General features: G+C 71.4%; 24 protein-coding genes. 14 read left to right on the forward strand and 10 right to left on the reverse strand.

All coding sequences use genetic code 11. From position 1 onward, the window contains the following. Positions 1-48 precede the first annotated feature (48 nt). Complete coding sequence (locus OG447_RS09065; protein WP_214947725.1) at positions 49-543, reverse strand: inorganic diphosphatase; 495 nt, start codon at positions 541-543, stop codon at positions 49-51. 163 nt (positions 544-706) lie between these two features. On the opposite strand from OG447_RS09065, the gene dacB reads away from it, so the two are divergent. The 7 genes from dacB to OG447_RS09100 all read left to right on the forward strand — a co-directional run bounded on the left by dacB (position 707) and on the right by OG447_RS09100 (position 8,987). Beyond that, positions 707-2,140 carry a D-alanyl-D-alanine carboxypeptidase/D-alanyl-D-alanine-endopeptidase gene (dacB, locus tag OG447_RS09070; RefSeq protein WP_323181744.1) on the forward strand — a complete coding sequence of 478 codons (1,434 nt, stop codon included), beginning with the start codon at positions 707-709 and terminating at the stop codon, positions 2,138-2,140. 38 nt (positions 2,141-2,178) lie between these two features. Next, positions 2,179-3,324 carry a zinc-dependent metalloprotease gene (locus tag OG447_RS09075; protein ID WP_266935961.1) on the forward strand — a complete coding sequence of 382 codons (1,146 nt, stop codon included), beginning with the start codon at positions 2,179-2,181 and terminating at the stop codon, positions 3,322-3,324. A gap of 287 nt (positions 3,325-3,611) precedes the next feature. After that, the gene (gene tilS / locus OG447_RS09080; protein ID WP_266935962.1) at positions 3,612-4,652 is read left to right on the forward strand and encodes a tRNA lysidine(34) synthetase TilS; all 1,041 of its coding nucleotides are present in this window, start codon (positions 3,612-3,614) and stop codon (positions 4,650-4,652) included. A gap of 68 nt (positions 4,653-4,720) precedes the next feature. After that, complete coding sequence (hpt, locus tag OG447_RS09085; RefSeq protein ID WP_266935963.1) at positions 4,721-5,281, forward strand: hypoxanthine phosphoribosyltransferase; 561 nt, start codon at positions 4,721-4,723, stop codon at positions 5,279-5,281. 184 nt (positions 5,282-5,465) lie between these two features. After that, complete coding sequence (gene ftsH, locus OG447_RS09090) at positions 5,466-7,493, forward strand: ATP-dependent zinc metalloprotease FtsH (protein WP_266935964.1); 2,028 nt, start codon at positions 5,466-5,468, stop codon at positions 7,491-7,493. Between the two features lie 105 nt (positions 7,494-7,598). Next, the gene (gene folE / locus OG447_RS09095) at positions 7,599-8,207 is read left to right on the forward strand and encodes a GTP cyclohydrolase I FolE (RefSeq protein ID WP_266935965.1); all 609 of its coding nucleotides are present in this window, start codon (positions 7,599-7,601) and stop codon (positions 8,205-8,207) included. Positions 8,208-8,300: 93 nt separating this feature from the next. Next, positions 8,301-8,987, forward strand: coding sequence for a hypothetical protein (locus OG447_RS09100; protein ID WP_266935966.1), 687 nt, complete (start codon positions 8,301-8,303; stop codon positions 8,985-8,987). An 8-nt stretch (positions 8,988-8,995) separates the two neighbouring features. On the opposite strand, the gene OG447_RS09105 is transcribed toward OG447_RS09100, so the two are convergent. Then, a complete protein-coding gene (locus OG447_RS09105; protein WP_266935967.1) occupies positions 8,996-9,484 on the reverse strand; it encodes a DUF3180 domain-containing protein in 489 nt (162 codons plus the stop codon). A gap of 182 nt (positions 9,485-9,666) precedes the next feature. Between OG447_RS09105 and OG447_RS09110 the strand changes: the two genes are divergently transcribed. Together OG447_RS09110 and OG447_RS09115 are read left to right on the forward strand one after the other, a co-directional pair. Then, positions 9,667-10,149: a hypothetical protein gene (locus OG447_RS09110; protein WP_266935968.1), complete on the forward strand. Its 483-nt coding sequence runs from the start codon at positions 9,667-9,669 to the stop codon at positions 10,147-10,149. A 96-nt stretch (positions 10,150-10,245) separates the two neighbouring features. Next, on the forward strand, positions 10,246-11,652 hold the full coding sequence (locus tag OG447_RS09115) for a zinc ribbon domain-containing protein (protein ID WP_266935969.1): 1,407 nt from the start codon (positions 10,246-10,248) through the stop codon (positions 11,650-11,652). Between the two features lie 3 nt (positions 11,653-11,655). Here OG447_RS09115 and folK read toward each other — a convergent pair whose 3' ends face one another. The 5 genes from folK to OG447_RS09140 form a co-directional block, all read right to left on the reverse strand. Further along, entirely contained in the window at positions 11,656-12,264 is a 609-nt protein-coding gene (folK, locus tag OG447_RS09120; protein ID WP_266935970.1) for a 2-amino-4-hydroxy-6-hydroxymethyldihydropteridine diphosphokinase, read from the reverse strand. After that, positions 12,261-12,620 carry a dihydroneopterin aldolase gene (gene folB, locus OG447_RS09125; protein WP_030010912.1) on the reverse strand — a complete coding sequence of 120 codons (360 nt, stop codon included), beginning with the start codon at positions 12,618-12,620 and terminating at the stop codon, positions 12,261-12,263. The genes folK and folB overlap by 4 nt, the downstream gene beginning before the upstream one ends. A 130-nt stretch (positions 12,621-12,750) precedes the next feature. Then, positions 12,751-13,194, reverse strand: a complete 444-nt coding sequence (locus OG447_RS09130; RefSeq protein ID WP_266935971.1) for a nuclear transport factor 2 family protein — start codon at positions 13,192-13,194, stop codon at positions 12,751-12,753. A gap of 22 nt (positions 13,195-13,216) precedes the next feature. After that, positions 13,217-14,089, reverse strand: a complete 873-nt coding sequence (folP, locus tag OG447_RS09135; protein ID WP_266935972.1) for a dihydropteroate synthase — start codon at positions 14,087-14,089, stop codon at positions 13,217-13,219. Positions 14,090-14,332: 243 nt separating this feature from the next. Then, a complete protein-coding gene (locus tag OG447_RS09140; protein ID WP_266935973.1) occupies positions 14,333-16,183 on the reverse strand; it encodes a phosphatidylglycerol lysyltransferase domain-containing protein in 1,851 nt (616 codons plus the stop codon). A 151-nt stretch (positions 16,184-16,334) separates the two neighbouring features. Between OG447_RS09140 and OG447_RS09145 the strand changes: the two genes are divergently transcribed. Continuing rightward, positions 16,335-17,444, forward strand: a complete 1,110-nt coding sequence (locus OG447_RS09145) for an esterase family protein (protein ID WP_266935974.1) — start codon at positions 16,335-16,337, stop codon at positions 17,442-17,444. Positions 17,445-17,495: 51 nt separating this feature from the next. Here OG447_RS09145 and OG447_RS09150 read toward each other — a convergent pair whose 3' ends face one another. Continuing rightward, on the reverse strand, positions 17,496-18,458 hold the full coding sequence (locus tag OG447_RS09150; protein WP_266935975.1) for an ABC transporter ATP-binding protein: 963 nt from the start codon (positions 18,456-18,458) through the stop codon (positions 17,496-17,498). A 145-nt stretch (positions 18,459-18,603) separates the two neighbouring features. Here OG447_RS09150 and OG447_RS09155 point away from each other — a divergent pair, with 145 nt between their 5' ends. The 4 genes from OG447_RS09155 (at position 18,604) to OG447_RS09170 (ending at position 22,179) form a co-directional block, all read left to right on the forward strand. Then, positions 18,604-19,290, forward strand: a complete 687-nt coding sequence (locus OG447_RS09155; protein WP_266935976.1) for an ABC transporter permease — start codon at positions 18,604-18,606, stop codon at positions 19,288-19,290. A 4-nt stretch (positions 19,291-19,294) separates the two neighbouring features. Continuing rightward, positions 19,295-19,972 carry an ABC transporter permease gene (locus tag OG447_RS09160; protein WP_266935977.1) on the forward strand — a complete coding sequence of 226 codons (678 nt, stop codon included), beginning with the start codon at positions 19,295-19,297 and terminating at the stop codon, positions 19,970-19,972. Positions 19,973-20,039: 67 nt separating this feature from the next. Further along, a complete protein-coding gene (locus tag OG447_RS09165; RefSeq protein ID WP_266935978.1) occupies positions 20,040-21,029 on the forward strand; it encodes an ABC transporter substrate-binding protein in 990 nt (329 codons plus the stop codon). Between the two features lie 97 nt (positions 21,030-21,126). Further along, complete coding sequence (locus tag OG447_RS09170; protein WP_266935979.1) at positions 21,127-22,179, forward strand: hypothetical protein; 1,053 nt, start codon at positions 21,127-21,129, stop codon at positions 22,177-22,179. Positions 22,180-22,282: 103 nt separating this feature from the next. On the opposite strand, the gene OG447_RS09175 is transcribed toward OG447_RS09170, so the two are convergent. Beyond that, a complete protein-coding gene (locus tag OG447_RS09175) occupies positions 22,283-22,876 on the reverse strand; it encodes a TetR/AcrR family transcriptional regulator (RefSeq protein WP_266935980.1) in 594 nt (197 codons plus the stop codon). A 169-nt stretch (positions 22,877-23,045) separates the two neighbouring features. Continuing rightward, a complete protein-coding gene (locus OG447_RS09180) occupies positions 23,046-23,261 on the reverse strand; it encodes a hypothetical protein (RefSeq protein ID WP_266935981.1) in 216 nt (71 codons plus the stop codon). Between the last annotated feature and the right edge of the window lie 9 nt (positions 23,262-23,270).

Genomic DNA, 23,270 nt, shown 5'->3' on the forward strand with positions numbered 1-23,270 from the left:
GCCAGGGGGGCCGGGGGAAACCCCGCCGACCCCGCGCACCGGCGGAGCCTAGTGGTGGCCGCCCTGCGCCTCGAGGCGCTTGTACGAGGCCTCGATCTCGGCCTCGGCCTCGGTGCGGCCGACCCAGTTCGCGCCCTCGACCGACTTGCCCGGCTCCAGGTCCTTGTAGACCTCGAAGAAGTGCTGGATCTCCAGGCGGTCGAACTCGGAGACGTGGTGGATGTCGCGCAGGTGCTCGACACGCGGGTCGGAGGCCGGCACGCACAGCAGCTTGGCGTCGCCGCCCGCCTCGTCCGTCATGTTGAACATGCCGATGGCGCGGCACTTGATCAGGCAGCCCGGGAAGGTCGGCTCGTCAAGGATGACCAGCGCGTCCAGCGGGTCGCCGTCCTCGCCGAGGGTGTTCTCGACGAAGCCGTAGTCGGCCGGGTAGCTGGTCGAGGTGAAGAGGCGACGGTCCAGGCGGATCCGGCCGGTCTCGTGGTCCACCTCGTACTTGTTCCGCGAACCCTTGGGGATCTCGATGGTGACGTCGAACTCCACGTCCTGCTCCTCCATGATCAGCTTCATTGCTTCGAGACTGCGTTGATTCACCTGCGTGCGCGCCCCGCCCAGCCCTGCCGGGTGGGGTGCCATGCTCGCGGCAAGACGCAGTGGTTAAGTGTCCCTCACGCATATGTGTGATCGCGAAAGGGGCTGGTCCGAGGTGCCATCGGTCAAGACGTGGCAGCTCATCGCGGGGTCGGCCGTCGCCGGCCTCGCCCTGTCGGTGGCTGCGGTGGCCGCCGCCGGTCCATGGGACTCCGGCCAGCGTAAGGCCGAGCGGGACAGAGCCGCCTCCTGGGGCCGTACGGGTGGCGCAGATCACGGTGGGGAACTGCTGCCCGAGGCCGCTCCCAGCGCCCCCGGCGTGCTCGGCGCCGTCGGGCCGGGGACCCCGCGCGAGGAGGCCGCCGTCGGCGCCGCCGCCGCGGGCGGGCTGTCCGCGGCGCTCAAGCCGCTGCTCGCCGACCCGGCGCTCGGCACCGTCCGGACCGCCTCCGTCGTCGACACGGCGACCGGGCAGGTGCTGTACGAGTCCGGGGCGCGGGACGCGATGACCCCCGCCTCGACGATCAAGATCGTCACCGCTGCGGCCGCGCTGGCCGCCCTCGGGCCCGAGCACCGGATCCGCACCACCGTGGTCCCCGGCGCCGCGCCCGGGCAGATCCTGCTCGTCGGCGGTGGAGACCCCTCCCTCACCGCGAAGAAGAAGAGCCCCGCCGGATCCGGCGGCAGCCTCGTGGCCCTGGCCGCGGACACCGCCCAGGCCCTCAAGGCCGCCGGTACCGACAGCGTGACCCTGGGCTACGACGACAGCCTCTACACCGGCCCCGCCCGCCACCCGATCGGCGTCAACCCCAACATCGCGCTCGTGACGGCCCTGACGGCCGACGAGGGCCGCCCCGACGACTCCACCTCCGGGCCCGTCGCCCGCACCGAGGACCCCTCCGAGGACGCCGCCCGCGCCTTCGCCGCCCTGCTGGCCGATCGCGGCATCAAGGTCACCGGCGCCCCCGTCCGGGCCAAGGCCGCCGTCGGCGCCCAGCCCCTGGCCACGACCCTGTCCACCCCGATGGCCGGGCTGGTCGAGCGGATGCTGACGAACAGCGACAACGACATCGCCGAGGCCCTGGCCCGGCAGACCGCCCTCGCCTCCGGGCGGCCCGCCAGCTTCGAGGGCGCCGAGCAGGCCGTCGCCGACCGGCTCACCGCCCTCGGCGTCGACGTGAGTGGCTCCCGCTTCGCCGACGGCAGCGGCCTGGGCCGGGCCGACAAGGTCAGCGCGGGCCTGCTGACCGCCGTGCTGGCCAAGGCCGCCGACCCCCAGCGCCCGGAGCTGAGGCCGGTCCTCACCGGGCTGCCCGTCGCCGGTTTCACCGGAACCCTGCGGGCCCGCAACTCCGGCACCTCACCGGCCGCCGGCCTGCTCCGGGCCAAGACGGGCACCCTCAGCGGGGTCAACTCCCTCGCGGGGACCGTGGTCGACCCGTCCGGCAGGCTCCTGGCCTTCGCCTTCCTCACGGCGAACAGCGCGGACGGTCCGTCAGCCGAGAAGGGCCTCGACAAGCTGGCCGCGGCGGTGGCGACCGCTCCGTAGGGGGTCCGCGGAAGGGCCGGTCCACGTACGGTTGACGCATGACGAGCATCAGTGGTGCGGAGATGGTCGACTGGAACCTCGCGGTGGCGACCGCGACCCGGCTGGTGCGGCCCGGCCCGGAGGTCAGCAGGGACGAGGCCCGGGCCGTGGTGGCGGAGCTGCGCGAGCATGCCAGGACCTCGGAACGGCACGTGCGGGAGTTCACCCGGATGATCGGCGAGGGGGCGGCCGTCCACGACACCCCGGTCCTCGTCGTCGACCGGGCCGGCTGGGTCAAGGCCAACGTGGCCGGCTTCCGGGAACTGCTCCAGCCGCTCCTCGGCAAGATGCAGGACCGCCGCGCGGGCGCCCCCGGCGGAGCGGTGCTGGGCGCGGTCGGCGGCAAGGTCACCGGAGTCGAGCTGGGGATGCTGCTGAGCTTCCTGGCCTCCCGCGTCCTCGGCCAGTACGAGACCTTCGCGCCGGTCTCCCGCGACCTGCCGGGCTCCACCGCCGGCGGCGGCAGGCTGCTCCTCGTCGCCCCCAACATCGTGCACGTCGAGCGCGAGCTGGAGGTGAACCCGCACGACTTCCGGCTGTGGGTCTGCCTGCACGAGGAGACGCACCGTACCCAGTTCACAGCCGTCCCGTGGCTGCGCGACCATCTGGAGGGCGAAATCCAGACGTTCCTGGGCGCCACCGATGTGGACCCGGCGACCGTCCTGGAGCGCATCCGCGAGGCCGCCCAGTCCTTCGCCGGAGCCCGCCCCGACGCCGAGCGCGGCGACGAGGGCCGCTCCCTCGTCGAGCTCGTGCAGACCCCCGAGCAGCGGGAGGTGCTGGCCCGGCTCACCGCCGTCATGTCCCTGCTGGAGGGCCACGCCGACTTCGTCATGGACGGCGTCGGCCCGCAGGTCGTGCCCTCGGTCGCCGAGATCCGGGAGAAGTTCCAGCAGCGCAGGGCCAGCGGAGCGGGCCGCCTCGACGTGGCGCTGCGCAAGCTGCTGGGCCTCGACGCCAAGCTGCGCCAGTACCGCGACGGCGAGCGCTTCGTACGCGCCGTGGTCGGCCAGGTCGGCATGGACGGCTTCAACCGGGTGTGGACCTCCCCGAACACACTGCCGACCAAGGCCGAGATCGCCAGGCCGGACGACTGGGTCGCCCGCGTCCACCGCAGGGGGAGCGAAGAGAGCGAAGGGAAGTGACTCAAGGGGCGTAAACATGTCTCACTGGGGGAAGCAGCGTCACCCGTCCGAGGGACCGTGGGCCGTGGAAGGGCGTGCGATGCTCGGGGAACGGCTCGGCTCTGTCACCATCGACGCACTCTGAGTGACAACCCGCTGTCCCGCGGGGACCCCTCGCGGGGACGCACGGGACACCGGGCAACAGCACCGAGCAGCACCCCAGCACACGACACACCCCCCGGGGACGCCCACCGGCGTCGGCCGGGGGAGCCTCCGAGGCATCCGAACTCCACCGAAGGGCACCGGACATGGGTCCCCATCCTGCGGTCGCGGCGATACGCCTGGCGGTCCGCCGCGTACTCCACGACGTCCTCACCGACCTCCCCCGGACTCCGTCCGGGCAGACCCCCAGCACCACCGGCGGGTCCCCGCCACTCGTCCTCGTCGCCTGCTCCGGCGGGGCCGACTCCATGGCACTCGCCTCGGCCCTCGCCTTCGAAGCCCCCAAGCTCGGCATCCGGGCCGGCGGCATCACCGTCGACCACGGGCTCCAGGCCGGCTCCGACCTGCGCGCCGCCGAGGTCGTCTCCCGCATGACCGCGCTCCGCCTCGACCCGGTGGAGTCCGTCGCCGTGCGCGTCGGCCGCGAAGGCGGACCGGAAGCCGCCGCCCGCGACGCCCGCTACGGGGCCCTGGACGAGGCCGCCGACCGGCTGGGCGCCGCCGCCGTGCTGCTCGGCCACACCAGGGACGATCAAGCCGAAACCGTCCTGCTGGGCCTCGCCCGCGGCTCCGGGATCCGCTCGCTGTCCGGCATGGCCGAAGTCTCAGGGGGGCCCGGCCGCAGCCACCGCTACCGCCGCCCCTTCCTCCAGATCGACCGGCAGACCGCCCGCAAGGCCTGCATGGTCCAGTCCCTCGCCGTCTGGGACGACCCGCACAACATCGACCCCGCCTACACCCGCTCCCGCCTGCGCCACGAAGGACTGCCCGCCCTGGAGAAGGCGCTGGGCAAGGGAGTCGTCGAGGCCCTCGCCCGTACCGCCCAGCTCTCCCGCGACGACGCCGACGCGCTGGACGCCTGGGCCGCCGAGGCCGAGACCGGCGTACGCGACGAGGACGGCCGGCTGGAGTGCGCCAAGCTGTACGCCCTGCCCCCGGCCGTCCGCCGCCGGGTGCTGCGCAGGGCCGTGGTCGCCGCCGGTTCTCCCGCGGGCTCCCTCTTCGCCCGCCACATCGAAGAAGTCGACCGCCTCATCACCGGATGGCGCGGCCAGGGCGCCATCAACCTGCCCGGCCGGGTCGAGGCCCAGCGGCAGGGTGGCAGACTTGTCATCCGGCAGGGCTGATTGGTGCTGAAACACGGCTGAGTCCTCCGGGGGCACACCCCCCGGAGCCCCGGCCGACAACGAAAGTGATGCGGGTGGACGAGAAGGACATGGGCGACGACCTCCAGTCGGTGCTCATCACCAAGGAAGAGATCGACGCGAAGCTGGCCGAGCTGGCCGCGAAGATCGACACGGAGTACGCGGGCAAGGACCTGCTCATCGTCGGTGTCCTCAAGGGCGCCGTGATGGTGATGGCGGACCTGGCACGCGCCTTGTCCACCCCGCTCACCATGGACTGGATGGCGGTGTCCTCGTACGGCGCCGGGACCCAGTCCTCCGGTGTGGTCCGGATCCTCAAGGACCTGGACACCGACATCAAGGACAAGCACGTCCTGATCGTCGAGGACATCATCGACTCCGGTCTGACGCTGTCCTGGCTGCTGTCGAACCTGGGATCCCGCCAGCCGGCCTCCCTGGAGGTCGTCACGCTGCTGCGCAAGCCCGACGCCGCGAAGGTCGCGATCGACGTGAAGTGGGTCGGCTTCGACATCCCGAACGAGTTCGTCGTGGGCTACGGCCTCGACTACGCCGAGAAGTACCGCAACCTGCCGTTCGTCGGCACGCTCGCCCCGCACGTCTACGGCGGCTGAAGCCGGCCTCCCGCGCGGGGAACCCTGGAACGATTCCCGCCGTTGGAGCAGGGGAAGGCCGGACTGTCAGCCGTCCCACGAGGCCGCGGGTGACAATTCAGGGGTACATTCCGAAGAACAGTCTTTACTCACAGCAGCATTTACCTACGGGCAGGAGGGACGGGGTGCCTGGCGCCCCGTATGGATGGACGTGAAGCGATACTTCCGTGGGCCGGTCATGTGGATCGTGCTGGCCGTCCTCGCCGTGGTCGTGTTGATGAATGTCGTCGGCTCCGGCGGCGGCTACAAGACGGTGGACACCAGCGAGGTCATCAAGGCGATCAACAGCGGCCAGGTGCAGAGCGCAGAGCTCACCACCGGCGACAGCCAGATGATCAAGGTCGAGCTGAAGAAGGACCAGAAGCTCGGCGACAACTCCGGCACCAAGTTCCAGGCCAACTACATCGGAGACCAGGGCGTCCAGCTCGCCCAGAACCTCCAGACCAAGTACGAAGCCGATCAGATCCCCGACGGCTACAAGGTCGCGCCGGACAAGACCAGTCCGTTCCTGAGCGTGCTGCTCTCGCTCCTGCCCTTCGTCCTGATCGTCCTTGTCTTCCTGTTCCTGATGAACCAGATGCAGGGCGGCGGCTCCCGAGTCATGAACTTCGGGAAGTCCAAGGCCAAGCTCATCACCAAGGACACCCCGAAGACGACGTTCGCCGATGTCGCGGGCGCGGACGAGGCCGTCGAGGAACTCCACGAGATCAAGGAGTTCCTCCAGGAGCCGGCGAAGTTCCAGGCCGTCGGCGCCAAGATCCCCAAGGGCGTGCTGCTCTACGGCCCGCCCGGCACCGGTAAGACCCTGCTGGCGCGTGCCGTCGCGGGCGAGGCCGGTGTTCCCTTCTACTCGATCTCCGGTTCCGACTTCGTCGAGATGTTCGTCGGTGTCGGTGCCTCGCGTGTCCGCGACCTGTTCGAGCAGGCCAAGGCCAACGCCCCGGCGATCGTCTTCGTCGACGAGATCGACGCCGTCGGCCGGCACCGCGGTGCGGGTCTCGGCGGCGGTCACGACGAGCGCGAGCAGACCCTCAACCAGCTGCTGGTCGAGATGGACGGCTTCGACGTGAAGGGCGGGGTCATCCTGATCGCCGCCACGAACCGGCCCGACATCCTCGACCCGGCGCTCCTGCGCCCCGGCCGCTTCGACCGGCAGATCGCGGTCGACCGTCCGGACATGCAGGGCCGTCTGGAGATCCTCAAGGTCCACCAGAAGGGCAAGCCGGTCGCCCCGGACGTCGACCTGGGTGCTGTCGCCCGTCGTACGCCCGGCTTCACCGGTGCCGACCTCTCCAACGTCCTGAACGAGGCGGCCCTGCTGACCGCCCGCTCGGACAAGAAGCTGGTCGACAACCACGCCCTGGACGAGGCCATCGACCGTGTCGTGGCGGGCCCGCAGAAGCGGACCCGGATCATGTCGGACCGGGAAAAGAAGATCACCGCGTACCACGAGGGCGGACACGCCCTGGTCGCGGCGGCCTCCCCGAACTCCGACCCGGTCCACAAGATCACGATCCTGTCCCGCGGCCGGGCCCTGGGCTACACCATGGTCCTGCCCGACGAGGACAAGTACTCGACCACGCGTAACGAGATGCTCGACCAGCTCGCGTACATGCTGGGCGGGCGCGCGGCCGAGGAGCTGGTCTTCCACGACCCGACCACGGGCGCGGCGAACGACATCGAGAAGGCCACCGCCACGGCGCGGGCCATGGTCACGCAGTACGGCATGACCGAGCGTCTCGGTGCGATCAAGTTCGGCGGCGACAACACCGAGCCGTTCCTGGGCCGCGAGATGGCGCACCCGCGGGACTACTCGGAAGAGGTCGCGGCGCTGGTCGACGAAGAGGTCAAGAAGCTCATCGAGACCGCGCACAACGAGGCCTGGGAGATCCTCGTCGAGAACCGTGACGTCCTCGACAACCTGGTCCTCGCGCTGCTGGAGAAGGAGACGCTGAACAAGGAGCAGATCGCCGAGGTCTTCTCGACGATCGTGAAGCGTCCGGCCCGCCCCGCGTGGACCGGCTCCTCCCGCCGCACCCCCTCCACCCGTCCGCCGGTGCTCTCTCCCAAGGAGCTCCAGCTGACGAACTCGGCGAACGGCACGTCGGCGGCTTCGCCGGCCGTGTCGGTGGAGAAGGCCCCCGAGGCCTCGCCGGAGGAGCGCGCGGAGTAGTCCGCGGGCCGATCCACCCGGAATGGAAGCCGCGCCCCCCAGGTTCTAGCCTGGGGGGCGCGGCACTTTCACATGCCCGCGAGCGCAGACAGGAACGAGGAAGACATGACCGACCCAGTGACCCTGACCGGTGGCGAGGGCACGATCGGCGAGTTCGACGAGAAGCGCGCCGAGGCGGCGGTCCGTGAGCTCCTGATCGCGGTCGGCGAGGACCCCGACCGCGAGGGCCTCCTGGAGACGCCGGCGCGTGTGGCGCGGGCGTACAAGGAGATATTCGCCGGCCTGTACCAGAAGCCCGAGCAGGTCCTGACGACCACGTTCGACCTCGGTCACGACGAGATGGTCCTCGTCAAGGACATCGAGGTCATGTCGAACTGTGAACATCACCTGGTCCCGTTCCACGGTGTGGCCCACGTCGGCTACATCCCGTCCGTCGACGGCAAGATAACCGGCCTGTCGAAGCTGGCCCGCCTCGTCGACGTGTTCGCCCGCCGCCCCCAGGTGCAGGAGCGGCTCACCACCCAGATCGCGGACTCCCTGATGGAGATCCTGGACCCGCGCGGCTGCATCGTGGTCATCGAGTGCGAGCACATGTGCATGACCATGCGCGGGGTCCGCAAGCCCGGCGCGAAGACCATCACCTCGGCGGTCCGCGGCCAGCTCCGCGACCCCGCGACCCGCAACGAGGCGATGTCCCTGATCATGGCTCGCTGATTCCGGCCCGGGCCGGTGATCACTAGAGTGATCACTGGACGGAGCCGCCGGTGGCGGCCGTACGGGGGGAATTTCACGATGGTCGGAAAGCTCATGTCGCCACGCCTCGCCGCGGGCACGCTCGCCCTGGTCTGCGTCGCCACGCTCGTGGGCTGTGGCGGCGCCGCCGAGCGCCCGGAGGGCTCTGCACCCGGGACCCCGGGGACGGTGGCGCCGACGGCGGCCCCGTCGGCGCCACCGTCGGGCGCCGCGGGCCCCTCGCCGAGCGGGGCCCTGGAGGGGCGCGGTCCGGTGCTGGAGGTCAAGGGCACCGAGTACCACCACACCGTCCGCGTCGTCGACGCCGTGGTCAGTCCGAACGCCCCGGGGAATCCCGCGCCGAGCGGGAGGACCTACATCCAGCTCGTCCTGAAGGTGGCGGCCCTGGAACCGGGCCGCGCCATCCGGGTGCCTTCCCCGAAGCTGTGGGGCGTGGAGTTCGAGGGCTGCCGGGCGGCCCAGGACAAGGACACCAGGATCAGCTGCGGTCTGCTGGACGAGGGGTCGAACTACTACACCGCCGCGGACATGAACTCGGACGAGTTCGGTCCGGGCGTCGGCATGTTCGGCACCCTGGAGGCGGACACCGTCTACTACGCCCGGGCCTGGCAGCTCGTACCGGAGGCGGCGGACCTGTCGAAGGCCACGCTGTGCCAGACCACGATCCGCAAGGTCCCCGACAACTGCATCCCGCTGGGCGAGGTCCGCAAGGCCGCCGACCCGAAGCTGCCCGGGGCGTAGGCCCGCCCTCAGGCGGCGGCGGGGGCCTTGCCGGGGTCGTCGTCGTCCTCGGGGAGCTTGAGGACGTGCTCCAGGAACAGGGCGGCGGCGACGACCGCGGCGCCCGCCAGGACCGAGAACCCGGCGTACCAGGCCTGGTCGCGGCGGGCGGGTACCTCCAGGGCCTCGGTCAGCAGAAAGACGCCCACACCGCCGTACATGCCCGCCACGAGGGCGGCCACCAGGGCGCTGGCCTGTCCGAAGACCACCGCGCGGGCCGCCATCAGCGGCTCCACGCCCTTGGCTCCGGGGCGCCGCTCACGCTGGGCCTTCAGGCGGGACCGCAGCGACAGGGCGGTGGCCAGCAGCACCACGGCGATGGTGCCGAGGACGATCGGCGCGGCCAGCGGGACGCCCGGCAGGCTGCCGTACGCGTTCAACAGCCGGGCGCCCGCCCAGGACAGGACCCCGGCGACGACGAAGATCCCCGCCAGGACCGCCGGCCTCAGTTGCTTCACTTGCCTGTTCCCCGCTCTCCGCGCCATCCGTCAGCAGTCCAGGCTCGCATAGTTCCGTAGGTATCCGAAGCGACCGGGTTGGTTCCCCGTCGGTGCCGGACACGGGTTCGTACGTCGAATGGGTGACCTTTCGGAAGGCGTGTCGTTGATCGGGTGACAGTACTGGTGGCAAGGGGGTGGCGGTGAGTCGCAAGGTGCCCCTCGCCGCGGGGGAGACCACCCGCACCGCGTGTGCGCCTGTCCTGCTGCGGAAGGCCGTGGACGAGGAGACAGGTGAGCTCCTGGACGTGTCCGTGCTGGTGGCGCGTGTCGGCTGGGCAGCCGCTTTGGTGGCCGGCGTGGCAGCCGGGCTGCTGGCCGCGCACTGGACTGCCGCCGACGTGGAAGCGCTCGCGTCCGGGCAGGACAGCGGGGGCCGGAGGCTGCCCGCGAAGGCGTGGATGGCACTGCGGCGCTTGGGCTGGACCGTGGCGCCGCCGGAGGGGATCCGCGTCAACGACCGGCTCGTGCGCATGGCGCAGGAACAGGCCGGACGCGTTCTCCGTTCGGCGGGCTGGCGCGCCGGGATCACCTCCGCGGTGGTGGCGACCTGGCCTGCGGACCCGGCCGCGCGTACGGCCCAGGAGTGGGCCGCAGTGCGTGGGGCGGTGCCGGACGGGGAGTAGCTGCCGTCCAGTGTCATCAAGGGGCGTACCCGTCAGGTCGCCGCGTTCGTCAGGAGGACCGGCCGGCTCCCCGCCGACGTGTTCGAGGCTGAGGGTGTGCCCAGGGCGGCGCGGATGCTGCTGCTCTCGGCGTGCGACGGGCAGCAGGCCGCCATCGGACGGGTGGACGGTACGGGCCGCGCTTTGCTGCGCCTGCGGCTGCCCACCCGGCCCGATCCGCGGTCGTACGGGGATTGGGGGTGGGTTTCCTGCTCGATCGACCTGCCCCCGACGGTCCCTCCGGACGCCTTGCTGCACCTGCCCACGCTCCGCCTGACTGGGGGTCGAGTCCGCGCCGACCTCGCCTACAGCCACGCGGTCCCGAAGGCCGCCCGTACCGGGCACACCATCGCGCTCGGTGTGGACTGGGGGCTGAACACCCTGTTGTCCGCCGGAGCCGTCCGGCTCCACGGCGACGGGCGGATCACCGCTCTCGGTTCCGGGGGCATGTTCCGGGCAGCAGGCGTCGTTGCCAAACAGCACCGCCTGCGCCAACAGGGCGAGCGACTGCACGCCAAGGCCGACCGTTACGAGCAGCTCGGCGGCGGGGACGCGGGGCACGCCCTCGCGGCCAAGCTGTCCCTCCTGCGAGACGAGCTCAGCCGCGTGCACGCACGCCGGTCGCACTTGAACGACGGGCTGGCGCGGGCCGCCGCCCGATGGGCGGTCGACCAGGCCGTCGCGGCCGGAGCGAGCGTCATCTACGTCGAGGACCTCCGTTCCATGGAAGCCCGCGGCATGGGCCGTGGGGTCAACACCCGGCTGTCCCAGCAGGTCCGCGGGCAGGTCGTCGAGCGCATGAGACACATGGCGGCCGAGGTGGGCATCGCCGTCGTCACCGTTCCGGCGCGCGGCACCTCCAAGTGCTGCCCGCGGTGTCTCGCACCACTACGGCACCGCAAGGCCCCCGACCGGCCCACCGCAGCAGGCTGGAAATGGGCTGTCTGCCCTGGCTGTACCTGGCAGGGAGACAGGGATCAGGGGGCGTGGCAGCGCATCGCGGCACGCGGTCTCGCCCACCAGGTCACGACCATCCGGCACCGCACCACGGGCCGCATGGCCGTCCACAGCGTGGTGGACAGGCTTGAAAGGCGCACGGTCGTCGCACCCGCCGTGCGCGGGACCGCCGGGGATCGGTCCAAGACCGGCCCGACACGGCACGAGCCAACACGTCCGACGCCCGGGCGACGCCGGACACCCTCCCCCACCAGACCGGAAGGCCTGGCGGGACAGCGTCCGGAGGGACACGTTCACACGGGTCGGGACCGGCTGCTCCGCGCAGCCCGCCGGAACCAGGACGTGACGACGATCAGCACATCCACCACCGGCCGGCACCGGCCACGAGGAGCGGCACTCGGCGCGGGATTCCACCACCACGCCCACGCCACCCCGCCACGGTGGGGACACATCCCCTGCCGGACATCAGGTCCGGCACGGGAACAGGTAGCTGGCCAGAGACGCTAACGACTACTCCGGGAGGCGGAGTTCCAGGTCGGGGCGCGGCGTGACGCCCGTCAGGCCGATTTCGGTCAGGAGGGTGGCGACGGGGCCGTGGCCGGGGATCTGGGCCTCGGGGTCGATGTCGTGCCACGGGGCCAGGACGAAAGCCCGCTGGTGGGCGCGCGGGTGCGGGAGGGTGAGGACGGGGTCGTCGGAGACCACGTCGGCGTACGCGACGATGTCTACGTCGATCGTGCGCGGGCCCCAGCGCTCCTCGCGGACGCGGTCGAAGGCTTCCTCGATGGCGTGCCCTCGCTCCAGGAGCGAGGAGGGGGGAAGGGTGGTCTTCACCGCGATGACTGCGTTGAAGTACGAGGGCTGCGATCCGGGGGCGACGCCCCACGGCTCGGTCTCGTAGACCGTGGAGACGGCCTTGACCCGCAGGCCCGGGGTGTCGCCGAGGGCGTCGATGGCGCCCTGGAGGGTCTCCAGGCGGTTGCCGAGGTTCGCGCCGAGCGCGATGACGGCCCATTTCGGGTTGGACAGGGTCACGTCCGCAGCGTCGACCGCCTCGACGACGGAGGCGGGTACCGGCTGCACTGTGGGGTCGCTCTGGGCGTTCAGTCCGTTGTTCATGCGCGGCTCCGGGTGATCGTGATGGTCACGTCGTCGAAGGGGACGGTGATGGGCGCGTCCGGCTTGTGGACGACTACCTCCACCTGCGCCACCGCTTCGTGCTTGAGGCACTGCTGGGCGATCCGCTCGGCGAGGGTCTCGATCAGGTCGACGGGCTCTCCCTGGACCACGTCGACGACCTCCTCGGCGACGACCCCGTAGTGCACGGTCTTCGCCAGGTCGTCTCCGGCCGCCGCGGGCCGGGTGTCGAGGTGCAGCACGAGGTCGACGATGAAGGTCTGGCCTTCCTCGCGTTCCCGGGGGAAGACGCCGTGGTGCCCGCGAGCCTTGAGGCCGCGCAGCGCGACACGATCCACGCGAATCACTCCTGCTTTCGTAAGTCTTCCGGTCCCGGGGCTTCCCGGGGCCATGGGCCTACGCCGAGTGCGGTCGGCGTCGTCCGTCTTCGAATTTACCTGCGAAATACCTCGGCCCCCGCCGTAGGGGTCAGGAGGCGTCCTCCTCCTCGTCCTCGTCGGACTCCGTGAGGACGGGAGAACCGTGGTGGGACCAGAGCCGCCAGCCCCCGGATGTGCGTCGGAACACATTCGTGGCGACGACCAGCTGACCGACCAGCGGGCCGAGTTCCCCGCCGTCCTCGGCGGGCCCGCCGCTGAGGATGTTCTCCGTACACGTCACCAGCGCGGTGTCACCTATGACGGCCACTTTGGTGTCGGTGAGGAAGAACTGGATGTAGTCCGTGTGGGACATGATCAGCGCGTACGAGCGCAGTACCTCGCCGCGGCCCGAGAGCACCGGCCAGCCGGGGTGGACGCAGGAGATCTCGTCGTCGAGCCAGAGCGCCGACAGGGCGTCGAAGTCCCCCTGCTCCATGGCCTCGTAGAAGGCCGTGTTGACCTCTTCGACCGCTTCGATGTCGGTTCTGCTCACAGGGCTCCTTCTCGGTCGGTGGTCACAGCGCTCCTTCCACGGCGCGGGCCACCCGAACCGCGTCGGCGGTCGCCCGTACCTCGTGGACCCGGACGGCCCAGGCGCCCTGGTGGGCGGCGATCGCGGAGACGGCTGCGGTGGCGGCGTCGCGCTCGCGGGCGGGTGGCGGCGCGGAATCGGCCCCGCCGGCCAGGACCCGGCCGAGGAAACGCTTCCGCGAGGCGGCGACCAGCAGCGGGAAGCCGAGCGCGCGCAGCTCGGGCAGGTGGGCGACCAGGGCGAGGTCGTGGTCGGCGTTCTTGGCGAAGCCGAGGCCGGGGTCGACGACGAGCCGTTCGGGGGCGATCCCGCCGCTCACCACGGTGTCGATTCGGGTCCGGAGTTCGGCGGTGACCTCCGCGAGCACGTCCTCGTAGACGGCGAGGCTGTTCATGCCTTCGCTGAAGCCGCGCCAGTGCATGACGACGAAGGGCACCTCGGCGGCCGCCACGGCCGCGATCATCCCGGGGTCGGCGAGGCCGCCGCTGACGTCGTTGACCAGGACGGCGCCGGCGTCGACGGCCCGGGCGGCGACGGTCGCGCGCATGGTGTCGACGGATACGGTGACGCCCTCGGAGGCCAGGCCGCGGACCACGGGGACGACCCGGCGCAGCTCCTCCTCCTCGTCGACGCGGGAGGCGCCGGGCCGGGTGGACTCGCCGCCGACGTCGACGAGGTCGGCGCCCTGGACGACGAGGTCCAGGCCGCGCTTGACGGCGGCGGTGGTGTCGAACCAGCGGCCGCCGTCGGAGAAGGAGTCGGGGGTGACGTTGACGACGCCCATGACCGCGCAGCGGTCCCAGTCCGGCAGACCTGCGACCCGGCCCCTGTCGGTGGCTCCGCGCTTCGTGTTCATAGGTCCAGGGTAGGGCTGACCTGGATACGGCAGGGCCGGTGCCGGTGCCGATGCCCTGGCCGGGCGGGGTGCGGTTCCGGAGCTGCCCGCCTGCCCGCCTGCCTGCCGACCCGCCGGGCCGATTGGCTGCGGCGGGCCGGGCCCGGCTTCCTGGGGCTCCGCCCCAGACCCCGCGCCTCAAACGCCGGCGGGGCTTGATTTGGCCCCGCGCCTCAAACGCCGGCGGGGCTTGATGTGCAGGGGTCAGGCCACCTGGACCTCGCGTTCGGTCTGCTTCGGTACGGACGTCATGTGGGTGTGCGTGCAGGTGCGGACCGGCTTGGGGCGGCGGCGGCTGGCGAACAGGCGGGGCAGGGCCAGCGTCACGAAGCCCTCGGCCTGCATCGCGGCGAAGCCGATGCGGGGCAGGTCGCGGGTGGTGCGGAAGACGACGAAGCGCGGCTCCCAGCGGGGGCGGAACTTCGCGTTGAACTTGTACAGCGACTCGATCTGGAACCAGCGGGAGAGGAAGACCAGCAGGTTGCGCCACATCCGCAGCACCGGGCCGGCGCCGATCTTCTCGCCGCGGGCGAGGGCCGAGCGGAACATCGCGAAGTTCAGCGAGACCTTCTCGATCTTCAGCGCGGGGGCGGCCTCCAGGGAGGCCACGATCAGCAGCTCGTTCATGCCGGGGTCGGCGGCGCGGTCGCGGCGCATCAGCTCCAGCGACATGCCGTCCTTGCCCCACGGGACGAAGTGGAGGACGGCCTTCAGGTCGCCGAAGGGGCTGGTGTCGCCCTCCTCCACCCGGTGGGCGGTGGCGATGAAGCAGTCGCCGTCGCCCGGGTCGCCGACCCGGCCCAGCGCCATGGAGAAGCCGCGCTCGGTGTCGGTGCCGCGCCATGCCTCGGCGGCGCCGCGGACCTGCTCCAGCTCGGTCTCGGTGAGCTCGCTGACCCGGCGGACCTTGGTGGTGTAGCCGTTGCGCTCGATGCGCTTCACCATCTGGCGGACATTGCGCATGGCGCGGCCCGAGAGGGAGAAGTCTTTGACATCGACAATCGCCTCGTCACCCAGTTCCAGGGCGTCGAGCCCGGTCTCGCGGGTCCAGACCTCGCCGCCGGTCTCGCTGCAGCCCATGACGGCCGGGGTCCAGGAGTGGGCCTTGGCCTCCTCCATGAACCGCTCGATCGCGCCGGGCCAGGCCTCGACGTCCCCGATGGGGTCGCCGGAGGCGAGCATCACGCCGGAGACGACGCGGTAGGTGACGGCGGCCTTGCCACTGGGGGAGAAGACGACGGCCTTGTCGCGGCGGAGCGCGAAGTGGCCGAGGGAGTCACGGCCGCCGTGCTTGGCGAGGAGCTCGCGCAGCTTGCCCTCGTCGTCGGCGGTGAGCCGGGCGGCCGGGTGCTCGGGGCGGAAGGCCAGGTAGACGGTGGTGAGCGCGGTCAGCATGCCGAGGGCGCCGAGGGAGTACCCCACGGTCCACGACACCCGGCCCGCGTAGTCGACGGGGCCCTCGAAGCCGAAGAGGCCGTAGACGACGTGCGTGATCTGCTCGTACAGGCCGGGGCTGCCGATGACCTTGCCCGGGTGGACGTTGACGATGACCAGACCGAGCCCGATGGAGCCGGCGCTCATCAGGACGAAGTTCGCGAGCGCCTTCCAGCGGCTGCGCGGGTCGGGCAGCGCCTTGAATTCACCCTGATGGCGCAGCAGCAGCGCGAGGAGCACTGCCGCGATGACCACGCCGGTGACCGAGTGGCGGTACGTGAACTGCGCCGCGGCGCCCGCCGGCAGCAGCACGACGGCGGCCCGCCAGGCCCGCCGCTTGTGGCGCTTGAGGCCGTGGGCGAGCAGCAGCAGCAGAACGCCCGCGCTGATGGACAGGGCTGCCGCGAACGGGCCCAGGGAGCCCGGCAGCACCTCGGTGACCGCGTGGATGCGGCTGTGGCGGAATCGCGGGAAGACCCCGGCCGCGATGTCCAGAAGGCCGACGATCATGACGGCCGTACCTACCAGGCCGGGCACCGACTCCGGCTTTGGTCCGCTGAGGATTCGGCGGAACCTGCTCGGAACCTGTCCCGACTTATCGCCATCTATCCTGCTAGACATCGCTTCCCGTTGCTCCGCGAGAGATCATGTGGCCGAAGGCCGCGACAGCCTCCGGTGTGTGGTGCGTCCAGTAGGACGACATCGACGAGGAGCGGGTTCACTCTTCCGTCGAAAAATCCTGTCCTGCCATCAGAAAGTCGACTGACTGCTCATGGGTCTCACCAGTAATACGGTCCTGGCGTTGGCCATCATCGCCGGTGTGCTGCTCTTCGCGGCCACCGTCTGGTTCTGGCCGAAGCTCTCGGGCCGCACCTGGCGCGCGTTCGCCGGACGCATCGGCCTCCTGCTGGCCACGCAGCTCGCGCTGTTCTCGGCTGTGGGTCTCGCGGCCAACAAGTCGTTCCTGTTCTACGGGTCCTGGGCCGACCTGGTCGGCAAGGAGACGTCCATCGGCAAGGTCGTCGACCACTCGATGAGCAGCAAGGACATCAAGGTCGTCGACAAGCAGAAGCTGGACGTGCCCGGCGGGGGCAAGCCCCAGGTCGGCGGTCAGATCCTGAAGGTCTCCATCACCGGGCAGAAGTCGAAGATAACGAGCCCCGGCTACGTGTGGCTGCCGCCGGAGTACTTCCAGCCGCAGCACAAGGACGAGAACTTCCCGGCGTCCATCGTCCTGACGGGCTACCCGGGCACGGCCGAGAACCTGATCAAAGGGCTCGACTACCCGATGAAGGCCTTCAGCCTGTCCAAGGCCGGCAAGATGAAGCCGATGATCCTGGTCATGCTCCGCCCGACGGTGGCGCCCCCGCGTGACACCGAGTGCGTGGACATACCCGGTGGCCCGCAGACCGAGACCTTCTTCGCCCAGGACCTCCCGCAGGCCATCCAGGACACCTTCCGGGTGGGCAAGGAAGCCAAGAACATGGGCTTCATCGGCAATTCGACCGGCGGCTACTGCGCCCTGAAGATCGCCGCGCACTACCCGCAGACCTTCGGCGCCGCCGCGGGTCTGTCCGCTTACTACGAGGCGCCGGACGACCCGACGACCGGTGACCTCTTCCACGGGGACGACAAGCTGAAGAAGCGCGCGGACGTCCTGCACAGCATCGAGCACAAGAAGCCGACCGGTACGTCGTTCCTCGTCACCAGTAGCGAGACGGGCGAGCCGAACCTCGGCGGCACCAAGAAGTTCATCAAGCTGGTCCAGGGCCCGGACCGGGTCTCGTCGATCATCCTCGACAGCGGCGGCCACAACTTCAACACGTGGCGGCGCGAGATCCCGCCCATGCTGCAGTGGCTGAGCGGCCGCATCGAGGCCTGAGCCTCCTGCGCCGGCTGGTGAGATGGGCCCGACTCCGGTCGGGCCCTTCTGCTATGCCTCCTGGAGCTGGGCCCGGCGCAGCGCGCGGTGGACGCCCTCCGGGGTCAGTACGCCGACCAGCGCGCCCGAGTCCGGGTCCGTGACCCCGATCCGGCCGGAGTCCTCCTGGAGCAGGGCCGCGAGGGCCTCGCGCAGGGTCGCGCCGAGGTCCACCGAGGCCGTCGGAGCCTTCCCCTCCGCTGCCGTCAGGTCGGCCGGTGCGACCGGGGTGACCGCGAGCCGCTTGAGCCCCCGGTCGGCGCCGACGAAGGAGGCCACGTACGGCGTGGCCGGTGCGCCGAGCACCGCGGCCGGGCTCGCGAACTGCTCGATGGTGCCCGCTCCGTAGACGGCGATGCGGTCGCCGAGCCGGATCGCTTCCTCCAGGTCGTGCGTGACGAGCAGGATGGTCTTGCGCACCGTCTTCTGCAGCGTCAGGAACTCGTTCTGCAGGCGCTCGCGCACCACCGGGTCCACCGCGCCGAACGGCTCGTCCATCAGCAGCACCGGCGGGTCGGCGGCGAGCGCGCGGGCCACGCCGACGCGCTGGCGCTGCCCGCCGGAGAGCTGCTCCGGGTAGCGGCCCCCGTAGACGGCCGGGTCCAGTCCCACGAGTTCGAGGAGTTCGGCCGCCCGGGCGCGGGCCCTGGCCTTGGGGGTGCCGATCAGCTGTGGGACGGTCGCCGTGTTCTCCAGGACCGTCTTGTGCGGGAACAGTCCGACCTGCTGGATGACGTATCCGATGCGGCGCCGCAGCTCCACCGGATCGGCGGCGGAGATGTCCTCGCCGCCGAGCAGGATCCGGCCGGAGGTCGGCTCGATGAGCCGGTTGACCATCTTCATCGTGGTCGTCTTGCCGCAGCCGGACGGGCCCACGAGCGTGACCAGCTCGCCCTCCGCCACCTCGAAGGACAGGTCCTCGACGGCTTTCGTCCCGTCGGGGTAGCGCTTGGTCACGTGCTCGAATCGGATCACGAGCCCCATCCTTCCCTACCGGCAGTCAGGTTTTGGCGAAGACTTCGTCAGGAGAGTGTTGCGTGAGTGTGACGGATTCCGGCCACCGTCGGTGTCGGGGGTTAGGGTCGCTCCTGTACATCAGTTCGGGACAGGGGGTGGGGGCATGGCCGGGCAGAACTGCCTGGTGGCGAATGACTGGTTCTGCTGGGATTACGTCACCTCCCGCTCCCAGGAGCTCACCGACGCCACGGTGGAGCACATCTGGATCACGGGCGTTTCGGTGGTTATCGGCCTCGCCGTCTCCGTGCCCCTGGCGCTGCTGGCCCGCCGCGGCCGCCGCTGGGCGGCGCCCGTACTGGGCCTGACCACCCTGCTCTACACGATCCCCTCGCTCGCCATGTTCTCCCTCCTGCTGCCCTTCTTCGGGCTGTCGGCGTCGCTCGTGGTGACCGGGCTGGTGCTGTATTCGCTGACCATCCTGGTCCGCAACGTGCTGGCCGGCCTGGAGGCCGTCCCCGAGGAGGTACGGGAAGCCGCGCGCGGCATGGGGTACGGGCCCGGGCGGCTGCTGTGGCAGGTCGAACTGCCCCTGGCGCTGCCCGCGCTGCTCGCGGGGGTGCGGATCGCCACCGTCTCGACGGTCGCGCTGACCACCGTCGGCTCCATCGTCGGCAAGGGCGGCCTCGGCAATCTGATCGCCCCCGCCGTCAACAACTCCTTCAAGGCGCAGGTGCTCACCGCCTCCGTGCTGTGCGTGCTGCTCGCGCTCGTGGCGGACCTTCTGCTGCTCGGAGCGCAGCGGCTGCTCACGCCGTGGACGCGGGCCGCGCGGCCGGCGAAGGGGGCCTGAGGTCATGGGTGTGCTGGAAGGGGCCTGGGACTGGCTGGCCGACGGTGCCAACTGGTCCGGGGAGAGCGGGGTCTGGCACCGGCTCGCCGAGCACGTCTACGTCAGCGGGATCGCCCTCGCGATCGCCTGCGCGGTGGCGCTGCCCGTCGGACTGTTCCTCGGCCACCTCGGCAAGGGCGGCGCCCTCGCGGTGAACGTCTCCAACATCGGCCGGGCCGTGCCCGTCTTCGCGGTGCTGGCGCTGTTCATGGTCTCGCCGCTGCGCAACGCGGGCTACCTGCCCACCATCGCCGCGCTCGTGCTCTTCGCCATGCCTCCGCTGCTGACCAACGCGTACGTGGGCATGCGCGAGGTCGACCGGTCCGTGGTGGAGGCCGCCCGGGGCATGGGCATGTCCGGCGGACAGCTCTTCTGGCGGGTGGAACTGCCGCTCGCGCGCGACCTGGTGATGACCGGGCTGCGGTCGGGCGCCGTGCAGGTCATCGCCACGGCCACGATCGCGGCCATGGTCGGCCAGGGCGGCCTCGGCCGGATCATCACCGCCGGCTTCAACACGTACAACACCGCGCAGGTCGTCGCCGGCGCCCTGCTGGTGGCGGCGCTGGCCCTGCTGGTGGAGGGCGCCCTGGTGGCGGCGGACCGGCTGCTGCCGCGTCCGGCCGCGCGCGGGGCGACCGGCTGACCTCGCCGCGCCCGACGCTTCCGCCCGTCCCGTCCTTCGTCCTTCACACTCCCCTGTAGGAGAGATCATGAGCAAGTCCACGCGCGTCCTCGGCGCGGCAATGGGTGCGGTGGCCCTGACCGCCTCGCTCACCGCGTGCGGCGGCGACAGCCTGGAGAAGAGCCAGGGCGGAAGCTCCTCCTCTGCTTCCTCCCCGGCCGGGGCGGGCGGCAAGGGCAGCCTGGTGATCGGCGCGGCCGGGTTCACCGAGTCCAACGTGCTGGCGGAGCTGTACGCGCAGGTCCTCAAGGGCGCCGGGTACGACACGTCGATCAAGACGGTCAACAACCGCGAGCTGTACGAGCCGTCCCTGGAGAAGGGCGAGATCGACGTCGTCCCGGAGTACGCGGCCACGCTCGCCGAGTTCCTCAACGCCAAGGTGAACGGCCCGAAGGCGCCGGAGGAGAAGCCGGTCGCGTCGAGCGACGTCGCGGCGACCGTCGCGGCCCTGGAGAAGCTGGCGGCCCCGCTCGGCCTGAAGGCGCTCCCGGCGGGTGGGGCGGTCGACCAGAACGCCTTCGCCGTATCCAGGGAATTCGCCGGGAAGAACAATCTGAAGACGCTTTCCGATCTTGGAAAGTCCGGGCTGAAGGTGAAGATCGCGGCGGGCGACGAATGCTCCGTCCGTCCCTTCTGCGCCCCCGGGTTGAAGAAGACGTACGGAATCGAAGTTTCCGGTATCGACCCCAAGGGCGTCGGCACCCCGCAGTCCAAGCAGGCGGTCAAGGACGGCGCGGACCAGCTGGCGCTGACCACGACCACCGACGCCACGCTCGACAGCTACGGCCTGGTCCTCCTGGAGGACGACAAGAAGCTCCAGAACGCCGACAACGTGCTGCCTGTGGTCAACGCCAAGGACGCGGGCGCCCCGGAGATCGCGGCCGCCCTCGACCAGCTGACCGCGGTCCTCACGACGGCCGACCTCGTCGACCTGAACCGGAAGGTGGACGCGGAGCGCGCCAAGCCGGCGGACGTCGCGAAGGCCTTCCTGGAGTCCAAGGGCCTGCTGAAGAAGTAGCAGTTACACGGTTGATGGAGAAATGTGGGGTACCCGCCCGGAAGAGATTGCCGGGCGGGTATCCCGCAGGACCCCCGCGCCCTGTAAATTTCGGGCCATGCCCCGTGGACGCCACCGCAATCCCGAACCCCTGCACCGGCTGCTCACGCCGACGACGGTCGCCGGTGTGTCCGTCACCAGCGCCGGCGCGGCCTGGCTCCTCGCGGGCCCCGACGACGCCACCGTGCTACGGCTGCTCGTGGCCCTCGCGGCAGCCGCCGGGGTCGCCGGCGCCGTCGTGATGCGCGCCTGGGACCGCTCGGCGGGCCGCCGGGTCGCGGAGCTCACCCGCGAGCGGGTCAAGGACGAGTGGAAGACGGAAGAGCGGATAGCCGAGCTCGAGTCCGACCTCGAAGAGGCCCGTCTGCTGCGCGGCAGGCTCGACGCCAAGCTGCGCGCCAAGCGGGTCGAACTGGCCGGGCTGCGCGGCGAGCACGCGGCGCTGCTGCGGCGGTACGCGACGGCCGAGACCGAGCGCGCCACCGCGCTGGAAGGCCGCCGCCTGCTGGCCATCGAGGCCGCGGCGGCCCCGGCGGCCGCGCCCAGGGAACTCCCGGCGGTCTCCGAGGAGCGCACCTCGGCGGGCGCGCCCACCTCGGTCGGCTACGCCCGGGCCCATGCGGCTCTGGGCGCGCTGGCCGCCAGGCGCCGGGCCCGGGAGCTGCCCGCCGCGCCGTCGGCCCCGGCGTCAGCGCTCGCGCCCGCCGCGCCCGTCCCCGCCGCGCCCGTTCCCGCCGTGCCCGTCCCCGCCCCCGCGGCAGCGGTGCCCGCGCGCCGGGCGGCGTCCGCGGTGGCTCCGTACGCGGCGCAGCGGCGGAGCACCTCCCGCGTCGAGGGCGGCTTCGACTTCTTCGGCACCAAGAACGCGGCGCAGGCCCGCGCGGTGATCGAGGCGGTCCAGAACGAGGACCTGGCCGACGTGGTCGGCGCCGAGGCCCTCGCGGTCCACCGGGCGGAGTCGGCTCAGACCGCCGCCGAGCCGGCCTCCGGCAAGGGCACGGTCAAGGCGGCCACCCCGCAGACGCGCGCGGTGGGCCAGGTCATCGACCTGACGGCTCACGACGAGACCGAGCCGATCGACGTGGCCCGCCTGCGCACCGCGATCTCGTAGCACCGGACCGGGAGAAACGTCCCTCCCGACGGCACCGCGACTCAGGCCCTGTCCGCCCGGACAGGGCCTGAGCGTGTACCGGGGGCGGCGTGCTCACGGCCGTCTAGGGTGCGTACGAGGCCACCAGGCGGGCCAGGTGGCGGCCCGCGACCAGGAGCGGGGTGCGGCTCTGCTCGACCTGGGCGCTCACCTCGGCGCCTCCCAGGGTGTTGACGACGGTGGCCGCCAGATCGCGGGCCTGAGGCTCCGGGTGGCCCGAGGCCAGGAGCTTCGCCGCCACCAGGTGCTGCCAGTTGGCGAAGGCCTGGGCGCAGGCCGCCTGGATCTCGGGGAGGCGGCCGAGCGTCTCCAGGGCGGTGGCCGTGACGGGGCAGCCGTCCCGCCAGTCGGAGGCCTCCAGTTCCCGCGCGAGCGTCGTGGCGAGGGCCTCGACCGCCTCCGCGGGGTCCGGGTGGGTGGAGAGCCCGGCGCGGAGCAGCTCGGCGAACTCCTCGCCGCCGAAGTGGATGGCGGCCACCGCGAGCTCCTGCTTGCCGCCCGGGAAGAAGTGGTAGAGCGAGCCGAGGGTGGCTCCGGCCTCGCGGACGAGCTGTTTGACCGGGGTGTTCTCGTAGCCGCCGTGCTGCATGAGGCGGGAGGCGGTGCGGACCAGCCGCTCGCGCGTCCCCGGTTCTGTCTTCGTCCCTGCTGCTGCCATGGGCGTGATCCTACCGCCGATCCTGGATAGAGCGTTCGTTCTGGATTTCCATCGGGAGAACGCCGTCATGGACCAGGAAGGCGGACACCCCACAGGACCGGCGGACCGGCAGGCTGTCCACAGCCTGTGCACAGGGCCACGGGCCACGGGCCGCAGGGTCGCCGACGCGTCAGAACAGCGGGAGCTGCCCCGGGTGTTCGGACAGGACGAAGCCGTCCAGCGTCGGCGCCGAGGCGCCGAGCATCACCCGGGCCCGCGAGCCGGGGCAGGAGACCAGCTCGCCGCCGCCCCGTCCGGCGGGGGGATCGTGGCGGGCGATCCGGCCGGCGGTGACGGCGCAGTCGCGGCCGCATGCGGGGCAGGCCCGGCGGGGGGAGTGGGACATGCCCCAAGT

The sequence above is a fragment of the Streptomyces sp. NBC_01408 genome, assembly GCF_026340255.1.
Taxonomy (GTDB): domain Bacteria; phylum Actinomycetota; class Actinomycetes; order Streptomycetales; family Streptomycetaceae; genus Streptomyces.

What these genes read in the sequence shown, in the direction of transcription:
- OG447_RS09160 (WP_266935977.1), top strand. Translation starts at nt 19,295, where the DNA reads ATGGGTGTGCTGGAAGGGGCCTGGGACTGGCTGGCCGACGGTGCCAAC.
- OG447_RS09145 (WP_266935974.1), top strand. Translation starts at nt 16,335, where the DNA reads ATGGGTCTCACCAGTAATACGGTCCTGGCGTTGGCCATCATCGCCGGT.
- folK (WP_266935970.1), bottom strand. Translation starts at nt 12,264, where the DNA reads ATGAACAACGGACTGAACGCCCAGAGCGACCCCACAGTGCAGCCGGTA.
- OG447_RS09075 (WP_266935961.1), top strand. Translation starts at nt 2,179, where the DNA reads ATGACGAGCATCAGTGGTGCGGAGATGGTCGACTGGAACCTCGCGGTG.
- OG447_RS09140 (WP_266935973.1), bottom strand. Translation starts at nt 16,183, where the DNA reads ATGTCTAGCAGGATAGATGGCGATAAGTCGGGACAGGTTCCGAGCAGG.
- tilS (WP_266935962.1), top strand. Translation starts at nt 3,612, where the DNA reads ATGGGTCCCCATCCTGCGGTCGCGGCGATACGCCTGGCGGTCCGCCGC.
- OG447_RS09180 (WP_266935981.1), bottom strand. Translation starts at nt 23,261, where the DNA reads ATGTCCCACTCCCCCCGCCGGGCCTGCCCCGCATGCGGCCGCGACTGC.
- folP (WP_266935972.1), bottom strand. Translation starts at nt 14,089, where the DNA reads ATGAACACGAAGCGCGGAGCCACCGACAGGGGCCGGGTCGCAGGTCTG.
- ftsH (WP_266935964.1), top strand. Translation starts at nt 5,466, where the DNA reads ATGGACGTGAAGCGATACTTCCGTGGGCCGGTCATGTGGATCGTGCTG.
- folE (WP_266935965.1), top strand. Translation starts at nt 7,599, where the DNA reads ATGACCGACCCAGTGACCCTGACCGGTGGCGAGGGCACGATCGGCGAG.
- OG447_RS09165 (WP_266935978.1), top strand. Translation starts at nt 20,040, where the DNA reads ATGAGCAAGTCCACGCGCGTCCTCGGCGCGGCAATGGGTGCGGTGGCC.
- OG447_RS09100 (WP_266935966.1), top strand. Translation starts at nt 8,301, where the DNA reads ATGTCGCCACGCCTCGCCGCGGGCACGCTCGCCCTGGTCTGCGTCGCC.
- OG447_RS09170 (WP_266935979.1), top strand. Translation starts at nt 21,127, where the DNA reads ATGCCCCGTGGACGCCACCGCAATCCCGAACCCCTGCACCGGCTGCTC.
- hpt (WP_266935963.1), top strand. Translation starts at nt 4,721, where the DNA reads ATGCGGGTGGACGAGAAGGACATGGGCGACGACCTCCAGTCGGTGCTC.
- OG447_RS09155 (WP_266935976.1), top strand. Translation starts at nt 18,604, where the DNA reads ATGGCCGGGCAGAACTGCCTGGTGGCGAATGACTGGTTCTGCTGGGAT.
- OG447_RS09175 (WP_266935980.1), bottom strand. Translation starts at nt 22,876, where the DNA reads ATGGCAGCAGCAGGGACGAAGACAGAACCGGGGACGCGCGAGCGGCTG.